15 protein-coding genes, 3 pseudogenes and 1 riboswitch are annotated in these 13,835 nt (G+C 43.4%); of the genes and pseudogenes, 10 read left to right on the top strand and 8 right to left on the bottom strand.

Annotated features, from left to right (window positions below):
* Window positions 1-37: 37 nt before the first annotated feature.
* Together AC1DWB_RS09570 and AC1DWB_RS09575 are read left to right on the top strand one after the other, a co-directional pair.
* Window positions 38-544: pseudogene (locus AC1DWB_RS09570) on the top strand (Uma2 family endonuclease).
* A 65-nt stretch (window positions 545-609) separates the two neighbouring features.
* Entirely contained in the window at window positions 610-1,131 is a 522-nt protein-coding gene (locus AC1DWB_RS09575) for an N-acetyltransferase family protein (protein WP_477540824.1), read from the top strand.
* A gap of 163 nt (window positions 1,132-1,294) precedes the next feature.
* Here AC1DWB_RS09575 and AC1DWB_RS09580 read toward each other — a convergent pair whose 3' ends face one another.
* The 3 genes from AC1DWB_RS09580 to AC1DWB_RS09590 all read right to left on the bottom strand — a co-directional run bounded on the left by AC1DWB_RS09580 (window position 1,295) and on the right by AC1DWB_RS09590 (window position 4,767).
* Window positions 1,295-1,795: a hypothetical protein gene (locus AC1DWB_RS09580; RefSeq protein WP_477540825.1), complete on the bottom strand. Its 501-nt coding sequence runs from the start codon at window positions 1,793-1,795 to the stop codon at window positions 1,295-1,297.
* Window positions 1,796-1,810: 15 nt separating this feature from the next.
* Window positions 1,811-3,898, bottom strand: a complete 2,088-nt coding sequence (locus tag AC1DWB_RS09585) for a PrsW family glutamic-type intramembrane protease (RefSeq protein ID WP_477540826.1) — start codon at window positions 3,896-3,898, stop codon at window positions 1,811-1,813.
* Window positions 3,899-4,335: 437 nt separating this feature from the next.
* Window positions 4,336-4,767 carry a helix-turn-helix transcriptional regulator gene (locus AC1DWB_RS09590; RefSeq protein ID WP_477540841.1) on the bottom strand — a complete coding sequence of 144 codons (432 nt, stop codon included), beginning with the start codon at window positions 4,765-4,767 and terminating at the stop codon, window positions 4,336-4,338.
* On the opposite strand from AC1DWB_RS09590, the pseudogene AC1DWB_RS09595 reads away from it, so the two are divergent.
* Together AC1DWB_RS09595 and AC1DWB_RS09600 are read left to right on the top strand one after the other, a co-directional pair.
* Window positions 4,764-4,898: pseudogene (locus tag AC1DWB_RS09595) on the top strand (DUF5348 domain-containing protein); the annotation flags it as partial. The gene AC1DWB_RS09590 and the pseudogene AC1DWB_RS09595 overlap by 4 nt on opposite strands.
* A gap of 220 nt (window positions 4,899-5,118) precedes the next feature.
* A riboswitch (ZMP/ZTP riboswitch) is annotated at window positions 5,119-5,198 on the top strand.
* 47 nt (window positions 5,199-5,245) lie between these two features.
* Window positions 5,246-5,845: a DJ-1/PfpI family protein gene (locus AC1DWB_RS09600; RefSeq protein WP_477540827.1), complete on the top strand. Its 600-nt coding sequence runs from the start codon at window positions 5,246-5,248 to the stop codon at window positions 5,843-5,845.
* Between the two features lie 393 nt (window positions 5,846-6,238).
* On the opposite strand, the gene AC1DWB_RS09605 is transcribed toward AC1DWB_RS09600, so the two are convergent.
* The gene (locus tag AC1DWB_RS09605) at window positions 6,239-6,865 is read right to left on the bottom strand and encodes a cysteine hydrolase family protein (protein WP_477540828.1); all 627 of its coding nucleotides are present in this window, start codon (window positions 6,863-6,865) and stop codon (window positions 6,239-6,241) included.
* Window positions 6,866-7,176: 311 nt separating this feature from the next.
* On the opposite strand from AC1DWB_RS09605, the gene AC1DWB_RS09610 reads away from it, so the two are divergent.
* From AC1DWB_RS09610 to AC1DWB_RS09620, 3 genes are all read left to right on the top strand, one after another.
* The gene (locus tag AC1DWB_RS09610) at window positions 7,177-7,719 is read left to right on the top strand and encodes a hypothetical protein (protein ID WP_477540829.1); all 543 of its coding nucleotides are present in this window, start codon (window positions 7,177-7,179) and stop codon (window positions 7,717-7,719) included.
* Window positions 7,720-8,100: 381 nt separating this feature from the next.
* Window positions 8,101-8,499 carry an RNA polymerase sigma factor gene (locus AC1DWB_RS09615; protein WP_477540830.1) on the top strand — a complete coding sequence of 133 codons (399 nt, stop codon included), beginning with the start codon at window positions 8,101-8,103 and terminating at the stop codon, window positions 8,497-8,499.
* Window positions 8,500-8,577: 78 nt separating this feature from the next.
* A complete protein-coding gene (locus AC1DWB_RS09620) occupies window positions 8,578-9,228 on the top strand; it encodes a hypothetical protein (protein ID WP_477540831.1) in 651 nt (216 codons plus the stop codon).
* 215 nt (window positions 9,229-9,443) lie between these two features.
* Here the strand turns inward: AC1DWB_RS09620 and AC1DWB_RS09625 are convergent, their stop codons facing one another.
* Window positions 9,444-10,073, bottom strand: a complete 630-nt coding sequence (locus tag AC1DWB_RS09625) for a hypothetical protein (protein ID WP_477540832.1) — start codon at window positions 10,071-10,073, stop codon at window positions 9,444-9,446.
* A gap of 126 nt (window positions 10,074-10,199) precedes the next feature.
* Here AC1DWB_RS09625 and AC1DWB_RS09630 point away from each other — a divergent pair, with 126 nt between their 5' ends.
* The 3 genes from AC1DWB_RS09630 to AC1DWB_RS09640 all read left to right on the top strand — a co-directional run bounded on the left by AC1DWB_RS09630 (window position 10,200) and on the right by AC1DWB_RS09640 (window position 11,691).
* Entirely contained in the window at window positions 10,200-10,736 is a 537-nt protein-coding gene (locus tag AC1DWB_RS09630) for a dihydrofolate reductase family protein (protein WP_477540833.1), read from the top strand.
* Between the two features lie 406 nt (window positions 10,737-11,142).
* The gene (locus AC1DWB_RS09635) at window positions 11,143-11,424 is read left to right on the top strand and encodes a hypothetical protein (protein WP_477540834.1); all 282 of its coding nucleotides are present in this window, start codon (window positions 11,143-11,145) and stop codon (window positions 11,422-11,424) included.
* A gap of 36 nt (window positions 11,425-11,460) precedes the next feature.
* Window positions 11,461-11,691, top strand: a complete 231-nt coding sequence (locus AC1DWB_RS09640; RefSeq protein ID WP_477540835.1) for a hypothetical protein — start codon at window positions 11,461-11,463, stop codon at window positions 11,689-11,691.
* Between the two features lie 50 nt (window positions 11,692-11,741).
* On the opposite strand, the gene AC1DWB_RS09645 is transcribed toward AC1DWB_RS09640, so the two are convergent.
* The 3 genes and pseudogenes from AC1DWB_RS09645 to AC1DWB_RS09655 all read right to left on the bottom strand — a co-directional run.
* Window positions 11,742-12,413: a hypothetical protein gene (locus tag AC1DWB_RS09645; protein ID WP_477540836.1), complete on the bottom strand. Its 672-nt coding sequence runs from the start codon at window positions 12,411-12,413 to the stop codon at window positions 11,742-11,744.
* Window positions 12,414-12,430: 17 nt separating this feature from the next.
* Entirely contained in the window at window positions 12,431-12,937 is a 507-nt protein-coding gene (locus AC1DWB_RS09650) for a hypothetical protein (protein WP_477540837.1), read from the bottom strand.
* Window positions 12,938-13,591: 654 nt separating this feature from the next.
* Window positions 13,592-13,835 (bottom strand): annotated as a pseudogene (locus AC1DWB_RS09655) (peptidase M56 BlaR1); the annotation flags it as partial.

Here is a 13,835-nt window from a genome sequence, read left to right on the forward strand (position 1 = left end):
GATTTCGTGCTATATTTATGGCGTGAGGTGATATCCGATGTTGTACGAGTTGGAGTCGGACGAACGCTATGAGATTTGGAATGGCGAGAAGTTGATGATGCCTTCATGCAACATGGTCCACGAAGCGATATTGAGTAATATGATGAGAATCGTAGGTAACTTTGTTAGAGGTAACCAATTAGGCAAAGTGTTTCCTTCGAATGCGGCGATTTATTTGCACGGAGACGTTATGCGTAAGGATTTTCGCCTAGCTGATCTATGCTTCGTAACCTCGCATCGTCTGGATATGGTGCAATCCTAGGGCATTTATGGAGCGCCTGATCTCATTGTCGAGATTGTTTCACCGGGAAGAAAGAATACGGACCGGGATCGTGTGGAGAAGTATGAGTTGTACGAGCAGTACGGCGTGATGGAGTACTGGATCGTAACTCCCTTTGAAGAGAAGATTGAAATATTCACCCTGCGGGATGGGACCTATCAATTGTCTGATCACTCGAAGGTATTAACGGGCATTGAGTTGTCTGAGACGCAAGTGTTTGAGTAAACGATGCGCCAATGGATTAATTATTCCTTTGGCGCTTTTCTATATTCACAGAAGGGAACGGTCTCATGAACATAAGTATTAGGCAAGCGAACATCGCAGATGCATCTGCGATTGCACAAGTCCATGTAGACAGCTGGAGAAGCACGTATAAGGGTATTATCTCCTCCGAGTATTTGGCCGACTTGAAAGTGGAGAATCGCGAGAAAAACTGGGTGTGGGGGTTTCGTAATCCTAACCAGGATGAGACGGTGTGGGTTGCTGTAGACGACGGTGGAACGGTCATAGCCTTTGCTAATGGGGGCAAGTGCCTATCTGAAGAGTATGGCTACGAGGGAGAGCTGTACTCCATTTACATAAATGAGCGTTACCAAGGTCAAGGTATTGGCAAGCGGCTTATGGGGGAGGTCGTTTCTGCTTTGACCAAGAATGGCTATACATCGATGATGATATGGGTACTCGAGTCGAATCCGTCCGCAGCCTTCTACAGGAAGTTGGGCGGTGAGCCAGTGGCGAGGAAGGAAATAATGATTGGACATGATACGCTGATCGAAGTGGCGTACGCCTGGAACAATCTTAAGACAATATAGGAAGGAGTGAAGTAAGACGTTGTACACAATAGAAGAACTGAGTTCTCTTATTCCACGTATGTCGCATGGTAGACGTCGAATAGAAGAACTCAGTTCTCGCTCTTCCACAAGCCGTGCCAGGAGTTTAGAAGGAACGAGCTTATTTGTCAGTGATGCGTTAATGCTAGAGGAGCTTGTCTTTATAAGATTCCTGAAACCACTCATAATTCTCAAGAATACGTTTCTTGTCGGCATCACTCAATGCTAAATACCTGTCTACAATTGAATTTAGAAACTCGGATGAAAGTGACTTTCCAAAAGGTTGTAAACTATCCGTGGAGAGGTTGTCCATGATTGCCCCTAATAATGCCGCGGGAGCACTTAATACATTTTTGTTAACGATCTCCACAGCTTTTTCATGGTCGCCTTCATAAAGCAAATTAAACGCAACCGCTTGGAGAAATTCATCCCCCAAGTTTTCTTCCAGTATCTTGGAGCAGAAAAGGGTAGCTTGTTCTTTATCCCTTACTGATAGTTCGGTTAAAGCAGTAGCGACTTCTTCATAATCTTCTAATCGGTTTACAATCGCAATTAATTGGTCATGATTCATACTGGAAATATACGTCTCATAATTAACAATTCTGTCCAGGGCTGTGGCTTTCTCTAGTTGCTTATTGTCTTCCATACTGCACCTCCATAACTAAATTGATGTAGGGATTAACTTGATCGTTGCTAAATAGGGTTGTCCATCAACCAGCTTCCATGTTGTTAATACCTTGAGTTTTCCAGTTTTACCTTCTAGTACGCTTGGGAAATCCAACGTATTGTTGGGGTTGATCTGTTTACCCACTTCTAATAAATGTTTGGCAATGGTCTGGTTATTCTCTATTGTATCACTAAGTCCTATCGACTCGAGTTTTTGTCTCATATCATCCGAACGGTCAAAATTATGCTTCATTTTTTCAAGTTCTTTAATGCGTTTGGCATTTTGAGGGTCCGCATCAAATACCTTTCTTTGGGTCTGTTTCAATTGCTTTAACTCTCGAAGCTCTTGTTTCACTTCTTGAATATTAACGTTGACCTTGCCTCTCAAATATTTCTCGATTTTATCCACTGGTATGATCGTATTTCCATCCGTATAAACCTTAATGGCTTTACCGCTCTGTGGAGCAATAACCTCTTCGGTTTTAAGACCTCCCGGCTTCCGAGAACCGAGCTTATCCAGAAGCTTGCGCCCATAACGGCGGCCTTTCTTCCCCGCCCATTTTAGCGCTCTGCCAAACGGAATTCGGCTAAGGACAATACCTATCATCACGGAAAGCATGTTTTCGGGAGTCAGCAGCTTTTTCGGATCGCGGATATAACCGGCTATCTCATGTCCGCTCCCGGCGATGCCCGCCGCTGTCATCGCGATGCCCAAAGCCGGCCAAAATCCGACGAACAGCAGTGACAGGGCAAGGGCCCCGAGCACGATCGCGCCTTGTTCATACCATTCCAGCCGATCCCACCAATTTTGCAGCGAATCGAACATGCAGGCGAAACATGCCGTTTCCCCTCCGCCCGCATGAGCCCCGATGCCTGCGATCAGTCCGGCAACAAGCAGAATCACTGCGAGTCCGGTCAGCGCCCGGGTAAGAACTTCCAACCGCTTGCGGATAGGCTCCTGCCGGGTGGACGCTTCCTCGTTCCCGTAGAGCAAATGAAATCCCAATTCCCTGCGCTCCCTGTAAAAGCCGAGCCAATAGATGAATTTTCCCCGATCCAGACAAAAAGAGCGGGTCATATTCAACAGCTCGATAAACGGATTAAGAAACGGCTCGTTCGGCAGCGACGGAAGGCGGTTTCGTATTTTATTCAGCGACCAGTAATCGGCAATGAGCGAAGCGGCCAGCATCAGAAGAAATGCCGGCTGAGTTTTATAACCGCTGCCGGTCCAATCATGAAGCCGGAACACCCAACCCGGCAGCTTGTGTTGGCCGTTATATACCGCGTGATCCAGGATGGACCAAAGCAACAGGATTGCCGGGAACAGAAAAACCCATTTCGTCAGTCTTGTGCGCAGCCGATAGGCAATTCCGCATGCGAGCGCGATCATGGCGGTATGTACGGGATGACTGACGGTCATTAGCGTCGGAAACAGACTTTCTTCGAAACGCCCGGGAAACAGCGAGAAAAAGTCCCAATGGATCGTTTCGCCGCCAAGCATTGTAAAACTGTAGCCGAACTTTTTCGCAAGAATGCCGGAACTTAGCCACCTTCGGGAAAGCTCCTCCATCAGTTGGAAGCCGACGCCGGTCGCCGCACCGATAAGCGTGTAATCGCTTAAACTCAAAGCGGAAGCTCGACGTGAGAACAACAGAAATATGCCTAGCGGAAGGAGCTTCCACATTTCTTCGAAAATTGGCGTAATAATGGCAATGGACCAAGTGTCGGATGTTTTTCCGCTGAAAAGCACGTGGAGAGAATTGACTGTAAGCGTCGTGAACGGTACGACAAGAAAAACGCCTGCCAGAACGAACAGCACGATTGGCTTCCACGGCATCGTTTTGCTCCGGCACAGAAACCAAAATTGCAGCAGCACATAAAACGACCATAAATATTGAACCATCATGGTACGCGATTCTTTAACGAAAAACAAGCTTAGAACAAACATGATTAGCGACAACCAGGAAAAAATCGTATACGCCGTTTTAAGAAACGGATATTTCACAATCCATGATTGGCAAGTTCGATAGATGGCCTCAAGGAAATCCCGAATTCCGGTTCGAATGGACCAGATCGTATTCACTACGGTCGCCTCCTCTGAATAGCCGACCTCGTGCGAGCGGGACGTCTCCCTTGACAACGGTCCGGCCATGAGTAACTAAATGAATGCATGAAAACCATGGTCACCGCTACATGTACCTAACCTATTTCTCGCGAGATACTAGTATTATAGACATTCTTGTAAAATGTGGCAAAAGGCGCTGGTCTCAAATCATGATGGATTATGTCGATAAAAATCACGGTTCAATTAAGCCCAAAACAGTTTGCAGATTGCTACGAATTGTTTTTTGACAAGATTTTAGAAATTAGTTCATCAGATATAGCGGGAGTAGAGGGCTATTGATTTCCACACGTAAGCTCGTGTATTCGCAGGATTTCATCCTTAAATGAGCCCTACGCACACCTGAATGCCGTTTCATGGACTTTTTCCATCCCGCTATTACATCTTCAGGCTCTATTTTACTTAGATCCGAGGGGAGGGGGAACTGCCGAATGCGCTGCGCATCGGGTCTCGCGATATTCGCTCGGAGTTGTATTCATCCAACGTTTGAATACTTCAAAGAAATAGCTCTGATTGGCAAATCCCACCTGCTCACCGATTATGCCGATAGGTAAATCGGGTTGTTCTAAGTACACTTTGGCGTGGTTGACCCGCAACTGTTGCAAATAATGAATGAGTGTTTGACCGATTTTTCGTTTGAACAATCGGCTTAAATATTCTTCGTTCATCGATACCTGTTTGGCCAGTGATTTCAGAGTAATGTTGCTCCAATAATGATTGTGGATATGCTCAAGTACTTTATTAATTTCCGGATGATCGGAATAAGGCTTTAACTTGTCATTCCAATTGTTAATGTAGTGGTGGCTCGTTCGTCGTTCATTGTGGAGAATGCTTTGAGCTGCGCATCGGGGATCGTGGCATTCCTTGCCGAATCGAGCTTGATCGCGAGTGGTATGTCATTATGAGAGAAGCACGGTTCAACTTGAGGAAGACGGACACCTATCAGATCTGCTTCGTTTAAACAATATTAGAGTGGGAAAGCCGGTTCACCGGCTTTCCCACTCTAATATTCGGATCGGCCACGTTTCCCGGCAACCTTTGGACAGTAGAGATCATCAATTTTTGGACATTATCGGATAGAAGTAACAAATGTGAGCTGCAAAGACCGTTAAACGAACGGGCAGGATAACGCAACAAATGCTTGCTTAAGTATAAATTTTCAGACTATAATGAAGTATATATTTGGTATGTGCGACTGGCGTAAACGTGGAGAACCACGAGGGAGCACATAATTCATATGCCGTACGCCTGGGCAGAGTATTTGGTCTTAGACCGAATGCTTTTATTTATTTTATGGGAGATGATGATATGGAACAGGCAYGGCAAGCAAGAAATGTAGCAATATTAATTTTTGAACAGGTTGAACCTTKGGATTTTGCAGGACCATTTGAAGTTTTTATTGCAGGAAGTAATAGAGGCCAAGATTTCAAAGTTTACACTGTGGCGGAAAATGACAGTTCGATAAAAACATTGGGAGGTCTAAGCATTAATCCAGCTTATACTATCGCTAACTGTCCTAAACCTGATATATTGGTGATTCCTGGAGGTTGGGGTTCAAGAAAAGAAATGAACAATGAAACGATTACGAGCTGGATTCGAGAAGCATCAAATGATGTAGAAATCATCCTGTCTGTCTGTACTGGAGCCTTAATTTTAGCAAAAGCCAAATTATTAGATGGTTTAAAGGTTACAACAAATCGTTTGGCTATCAATGAATTAAGGAATGTTGTACCTACTTCTACTGAAATATTTGAAGAAGCTCGCTATGTCGATAATGGGAAAATTGTATTATCCGCTGGAGTATCCGCTGGCATGGATGCTGCACTGTATGTTGTAGAAAAAATACTGGGCGAAGATAGAGCTATAAAAGCCGCAAATATTATGGAGTATGACTGGAAAAGAGATTAAACTAACGGGCACGATAGTTGAATATAAATCCCTCGCAGCCACTTATCGAATGTGGCTTTTTTCATGGATAATTAGTGTAATAAACAGCGAACCGAAAGGTAAATTTCTTTTTGGTTTCGTGTAGGCGATATATTAAAAAACAAATTCGATAACAATACGAAACGATCGTATAAAAGGGATCAACTTTTTAAGCTGAACTGTGACGCGTAGAAGGGACACTTTGAAAAAAGTGCTCTCCTATGCGTCACAGTTCATATGCGATTAACCCCTCCTAACAGATTAGAGGAGGTTCGACGAATTATGCCCACGTTTTCTAAAAAGCAATCAACTTGTGGAACTGTTCAGGGTTGTACTAGGGATAAACGTTGGGGATACTGCAAAGCAGTCAAGGTTTTATAAGTGTGAAATAGCTTCCTGTGTTGTCCAAGTAGCACTGGCAAAAGCTTTGTAATTCGTAACGGCAGCTTGAAAATCCTCTTCACTAATTGTTGCCGTGGCATCGTATACAACAGCTGTTTCAAAACCAGTTTCGATTAGATGCCTCATATGGGACTCTACACAAACGTTGGAAAGCACCCCTGCAATAATTATCTTCTCTTTTCTATGTTGTCGCAACTGATATTCCAAGTCATTTGTTTGTGGGCTGGCAACCTTGTGAGGAGTTGCTATGACGGTTCTTCTATCAAAAATATAAGGTTTGAAAGAATGAACAAAATCAGCTCCAAATGACGGTGGTGTGTACGCATTTGCCACATGATACATTCTAAGACCTAAAAGCATCTTTTGTTCATTTCCTGTAAATTGCCAGCCATAATCATGAGGGTATAAATAATGGGGCGATATGAAAATTTGGTATCCCTTATTCATGGCAGTTCTCATTAATAGTTCAAGGTTTTGTATAGTATTGTTTCGTTCAATAGTTCCTTTAGTCAGATGATAGCCTCTTCCCCCAGGACTCATAAAGTCATTTTGCGGGTCTGTGATTACAATTGCGGTACTATTGGGATGTGGTTTAAACATCAAATACTCTCCTCACTCGCAGCTTCATTTATAGACATTTATATGTCATTTTTAGTTTGTCTTATGTACGTTGTTATAAGAAGTAAATGTGCAATTTCTACGATTGGTTGCATAGATAACGCACGGTTTTTTCATTGCGGTTTACAGTAGGCGGTATATTCGAAAACAGTGTACAACGAAGAAATCAAAATTCGCCGTGCACAACTTTTTATTAAGCTATCTGACAGGGTAATGCAGAAAAATAATTAAAAATCAGTTGTTACTATATGGAATAATCTGTATAATGGTTCAAAATGTTAAGGAGTGGTCTCATGATTAATGAGGGAAGTCTTCTTGAATTTGTAAGCCCATTTTACGTAAAAAAAGACATCATGCACAACTTGAGTCATATTGGAAGAATGCTTACTTCAGCAAAGAAACTACTTAAGCTTTATCCAGAGATAACGGACCTAGAATCAATTATGTATGGTTGCTATTTCCATGGTTTTATTTATTTAAGAGAAGATTTAATCAGGGAGTATCTAGTGAAGCAAGGACTAGATACGGAGAAAATTGAAAAAATTGTTAGGATTTCTTGGGAATCGCAAAAAGATGAGGTTGCTGAGACGTTGGAAGGAAAACTTCTTCATGATGCACATATGATTGAAGGAGGAAAAACGTACTTAATGGTTAAATCACTATGTACCGGAACTGCGAGAGGGCAAACGCTTGAACAGACGTTAGATTACTTTGAGGAATATGTCCTTGGTAAAGGTGAATGCTATTTGCCAGAGGCCCAAACTATCTATAAAGAAATGCAAGAATTCGCTAGTAATTTTATACGTGACTTAAGGGAAGGTTTAAAACCGGCTTAAACTAACGAAGAACGTTAGTGGAATGATAAACGAGGACGAAGCTGCCGGCGTAATCGGCAGCTTCGATTTGTTACTGGGCTAATAAGGAGGGTGTCCGGATCCGTCGGCGTGTTTCCGGCGCCCCCGGCCGGTTAGGGAGGCATCTGGATGCTCCTTTTCTTTATATCGTCCTTGCAGGCACGCAAAGAGGAGAATGGATTGATGAAGATGGAGCAGATAAAATGCATCAAAGGAATTGCAGAAACTAACAGTTATTCTCAATAACGGCAGCGGAATTTTAGCAGTCTATTCTTTCATCTACTTTGAAGCACGAATAATTATTTTAGTTCAGTGAAACGTTTTCCCAAATTTAAACGTGTTATGGATGGAAGGAGGGTACCAATGGGAAACAACGATATAAGCAAGAATGAACAATTAGCAATCTTAGTGAACAAATACGCTGATATGGTGCTGCGGTTGGCGCTTACGTACCTCGGAAACCTAGCCGACGCACAGGATGTGTGCCAGGAAGTGTATATCAAGCTTTTCAAATACCAACGTCCCTTTAATGATGCTGAGCATGAAAAGGCTTGGATCATTCGAGTGACGATGAATACGTGCAAAGACGTGATCAGAAGTCCGTGGAAAAAATGGTTCTCACCTATTGAGGGTCTGCCAAACAAGCATACAGAAAGTAAAGATGTCGTGTCGTTTGTTCTTACACTCCCCCGGAAATATAGATTGGTCATCCATTTATATTATTATGAAGGCTACAAAGCAACTGAGATTTCCGAACTTTGAACCTCAAAGAAAGCACGATTAGGACTCAGCTGAAACGTGCAACGGAGCTACTGAAAACAAAGATAATGGGAGGATTGGATGATGACGATTAGAACTAAGTATGTGAACGAGATGAACGGAATAAAGGCGGATGAAGAGTTCAAAAACACGATAATTAGCCAAGTCATTTCGAGTACTGATGGTTCTCTAACAGTTGCTCGTAAACTTCGGAGTAAGGTCGCAATGGTTGTTGCTTCTTGCTTGGTTGTATTCCTCCTTGCCATTGGAACACAGCTGATTTTTCACAAGGGTGATAAAGATAGTAGTGGTCTATATAAAAGGTTGGTAATCACTGCTTATGCGGCAGACGGTGCTCCTATATTGGTAAGCCCAGATGTAGACTTCCCGCTTGGTCAATACTCCATGAATATGAGTAGTGTGCCGGGCATTCCTATAACAATTACTTGTAAGGATGCAGACAAGATTAGTTTGCGAACCTCAGAGGGAACGCTGTTATTATGGAATCCATGGGGGGGTTCTAGGGTGATACCGTTGGGGCAAGAGACAACCGTTAAGTCAGGCATCACGATCTACTGGAATCCTGTGGCAGAAAGCGATCTTTCTAAAGTGGCAATAGAGAGTTTAATTGATTTGAGTGCCTATAAGGATAAGAAAAAGCTCGGTAGCAGTACAATTGAGATCAAATCGCAAGATCGCATCACGTATAAAGGAAAGTTAACCTATAACTGAAAAGGCTGGACGGACCAATTATACCTGCTGCCCGCTTACTATGCGGGCAGTTCCTCTATTTACGCTACCGTGGAAATTAACATCGGTCACTCGGTAATAAAGTCAATAATAATAATTGCCAGACGTCGGGCTATACGCCAAGGGTTCTCATCCCAATGAAGTGGCGTACCTGAACTATGTTCTTGTCACGACTAAGTCCGGCACCGGGTACTGTTTCAGAGCGAAATTTCGAGTTGGTGCACGCCGGCCGACAGGCTGCTAATGGTGAGAAGCTTTGTGGCCGAGCTGTAGCTTACGCCAGACGAGACGACAGTGCCGTCCACCTTGAGCTGCGTGTAGGAAGGCACATACAGCTTAATCGTTCCAGTGCTGCCCATCGTGACCGCACCCGTATACTTGCCGGCCCCGTTCAAGCCCATAGCCGCAGCGCTCGCTGAAGGCATTTCGACGAGCACTTGCGTCCCATCCGACAAGGAGGTGCCGGACGACAGAGAATTTACCGAACCGTAGCGCTCATATCCCCCCGTGGTCGGCTTCCGAACCATGCACTGCGTCGAGTTGCATGTGATCGTCAAATTGGAGGCGGTCGTTTTGGTCGTGTCGTTGGTCGGGTTGATAAACAGCTGGTCGCTAGCTCCGGTGAGGCTGACGACCAATCCGGTCGCCATGCCGTTTGCCGCCGTGGTAACGGTTTTAGGCGCCGCTTTCACAATCGCTGTTCCCGCCGGCGTGGTATCTATTCCTGTTGCGAGTAGCGATGATTCATTAAGCGATCGGTCAGAATTGTTTAATTTACCATCCTTCGTTAAACTAAAGTTGTATTCGGTCGGGCCAGGACTGTGCACATTAGCAATCCATGAGAAACCGGGCATGCTGTTGGATGATAAAATGTAGACATAAAGGAGGCTGCATATGGGACGTGTAATCCTAATGATGAATGTGCGAGAAAACCAAGGAGGTGAGTCAGTCGCATGGCAAAGATCGTTTTCGCATTGAACCAGTCTCTGGACGGGTTCGTCGACCACGACCACACGGCATTCCAGCCCGACCCCGTGCTATTCCGTCATTTCATCGACGACGTGCGCGGCCTGGCGGGCAGCCTGTATGGGCGCCGCATGTACGAGATCATGCGGTATTGGGACGGAGACCATTTTGAATGGGATTCGCCGGAACGGGAATACGCAGCTGCGTGGCAACGCAAACCGAAGTGGGTAGTGTCGAGGACGTTAAAGTCCGTCGGTCCGAATGCTTCTCTGATCGAGGGCGACCTCGCAGCGGCCATACGTGGGCTGAAGGCTCAGCATGAAGGGGAAATTGAAGTTGCCGGGCCGGAGTTGGCGCATAGTCTAACGGAGCTCGGTCTCGTTGATGAGTATCGACTCTATCTCCATCCAGTCGTGCTGGGTCACGGCAAGCCGTTCTTCGCCGGTCCGCGGCCGCCGCTGCGCCTCGTGGCAAGCGATCGAATTGGCGAGCAGGTGATCAGGTTGACCTACGTTCCAGCTTAGTTGTGAGGTTGACCCAGCGGCGACGAACGTTAGTTTAACAAATAGCGATTGTGAAGGTTGCTGGTTGGCGGCCTTCTTTTTTGCGTTTACGGCAATGAATATATGTTCTTGTCATTAATGGATATATGTTCATGTCATCCGACAATTGAGCTGCTTTTTGTTATTACACCTATGCCAATTCAAGGCACAGAATGTCCCTTCTGTGCTTTGTTTTGGTGCGGGCAGGCCAATAAGTTAACTTTATTCGCAAAGCATAACATCATCTCAACTGAGAAAGTTTGGATTGGGGCTGCTGTGCAATCGCCCACGAATAGCAAGATTAATGGAGACCATCGTAAGGTGGAATTAGAAGTTTGTTTATAGCATACAATAATCAAATTGACAATTTAACTGGAGTGTAACATTATTGAATTATGGATATATAAATCAATGGGGAGAGATCTATCTGGGTTATCAAGAAAAAAAGGAATTTCGCGGTGGAGCCAGGAAGGGAGCTGGTCGAAAGGTCATTGGAGTAACTAGGCCAATTAAATTAACATTGCCCGATGAAACGTGGAATTGGATAGAAGAAGCTATTCAAAAAGGGAAGGCAACTGGAATGTCTGAGTTTATTCGGAAAAAGCTACATGAATTAAAAAAGAGTGAGGAAGAACAGCAGGAAAAGTTTGAGGGAAGGGGAATGGGGTAAATATCTTAAAATATGGGAATTAGAGGTGAGAAAAAGATGGATAAAAAACCACACGAGACACAACCGGTGAGAACTGAGATTGATGCAGTGCCAAACAATTATGTAGATGAGAATTTACTTGAAATGCAGCGGATAGAAGGGCAAGGGCCTCTTAAAAAAGTAAATATGAAAGACTTACCTAAACCTTTAAGATTATTCGGTTACTTCGTCATAACTTGCATAATGCTAATGGTAATTTTTGGGATTATCGTTTCGATTTTTAAATAAGAAGTCACCTTCATTGATCCATGATCAGATTGAAGGTGACTTTTTTATACTTATTTGTTCAATGTAATATTTTTATCGATTACTTTGATTTTGCTTTCAAGAGACGATTGATACAACGCTTTTCTGTATTCCCTATATTTTTTTCCGAATTCGTTTAGATCTTTCCCAACGGTTAAAACACCATCGCCTGTAAGTTTATTCAAAAGATTTACAGCGGAACGTTGATCCTGATACTGCTTAGGTGCGTAATTGTTCCAATACTCATCTTTGGTGAGCCCTGTAGTTGCAATAAAGCGATCTTGCATAGCTTGGTCCTCTTGAGGCTGCTTAGAAAGAATTTCTCTGGCTTGTGCTGCCTCTTTCTTTCCGTCATCCAACGAGGCTACTACGTTGTACTCCTGTGCTTTTAGTAAAATTAACTTCTCGATAATTAACTCTTCTAGGAGATCACTGTCTTTTAAACTGATTTGAGAATTATTAAGATTAAATTCAAGCCCTTTGTAAGCTTTGAAATCTTCTAAGTTTTTCTTGGTAATAAATAAATCCCCAACTTGTACTATATTATCGTTAGCAAAGTTCTTATTTTGAACTAATTTGGTTTGTAGCATAGAGAAGGGTTCACTAAACTTATCGGTTGCGAGAGCGGATATTGAGGTGACTGCTGCAGTAATGCAAATTGCTGCAGCAAGCAATGTGATTTTTTTTGCTTTGTTAAATTTCATATTTTAACCTCCCTATTCTACCAAGTGAAGTTCACTGTGGCTGTATTGTTTGTTTGATACCCGCCAGAGACGACAAAAAATAGTGATTGTCCATAACTTGAGCCATAACTCAAATCGAAATTTTGATAGGTAGAATTATATCTTCCAACTACTTGATAATTAGGATCATACAAATAGGAGCCGACATTTGGAAGTGATTGAGTAGTTCCACGGATGTTTAAGTTCCCAACCTGTAAAGAAGCGTTAGGGAAAGATGCCCAATATTGACTTAGCGTTTCGCCTATTAAATCTTCCCGATGCATCGTAATAAAATCTAAACCGGCGGGCTGATCAGCATCGATCAAGACTCGAGCTGTTAATGAAACCGGAGTATAGATGTACCCAGATGAGCTCGTTCTCCAACAACTGAGATAATCCGTTTCTTCTCGGGAGGAGACTGTTGCGCTTGCAACTCCGGAAAAACTAGTCAATAATAGTGCGATTGCTAGGACGTATACTGCATTTTTCCTCCAAATGTGTTTCATTCCCATTTCTCCTTTTCATATATTATTTTCCTTACATAACCAGTATAGTTATCTGCATACATTTTCAGCTAAAGTTCTAATGGAACAAAATTACAAAAATGAAACACAATGTTTCGACAATATCTTCCAAGACATGGAATCCATTTATACTTTTATTGTGTCATATTCTCAGAATTGTTTTACTTTTCTATATCATGAATTGKGAAAATAATGAAGGTGATTATGAATTCATGCAAAGAAAGAGTGATCAGCTGAATATGGGTAAACTGTTAATCCCAGCCGAACTAAAGAAAAGGCAACCTTCGAAGTGCCAAGATAGGCTTCCGACTGCAGCGGCGACAATCGGTAGCCTATTTTTTATCAACTGAAATTACAGCCGATCCATACACAAAAATATACATCAATCAATTATAGGTGGTTTCACTGTTTACTGAGTTCCAAAAGAATGTCCCTTCTGTGCTTTGTTTTGAGTAAAAGATAGCAAAGGAGAAGGGACGCCATGCTGCTGTTGCAGGGAGGGGCCGAATTAGCAAAGTTCCATAATGGCATAAGTCGCGGTGCGAGGATGTGAGTAGGACGATGTTCAGTAAACTAAAATAAGGAGACCGAAACTGTATGGACAGTTTTGGTCTCCTTATTTGAATGAACGTGAAGTTATTTTGAAGTACCCGGTGAGACATGAAATTTACCGATAACGGTTTTCCCATCAACGTCATACAACGGGATATAGCGTCCACCTTCTGCCGCACGCTGTTTTTGCTTTGCCAATAACTCCTCAGGAGTTTTGGGCATTTCTCCGTACAAGTCTGCAGATCGAACATAACCAATATTGCCGTCTATGCCATATGCTTTAATTAAATCGGGTTCTTCAGCCGGAGAACTGGCATCTAATCCCGAC

The sequence above is a fragment of the Paenibacillus sp. P4_E11 genome (assembly GCF_056401635.1).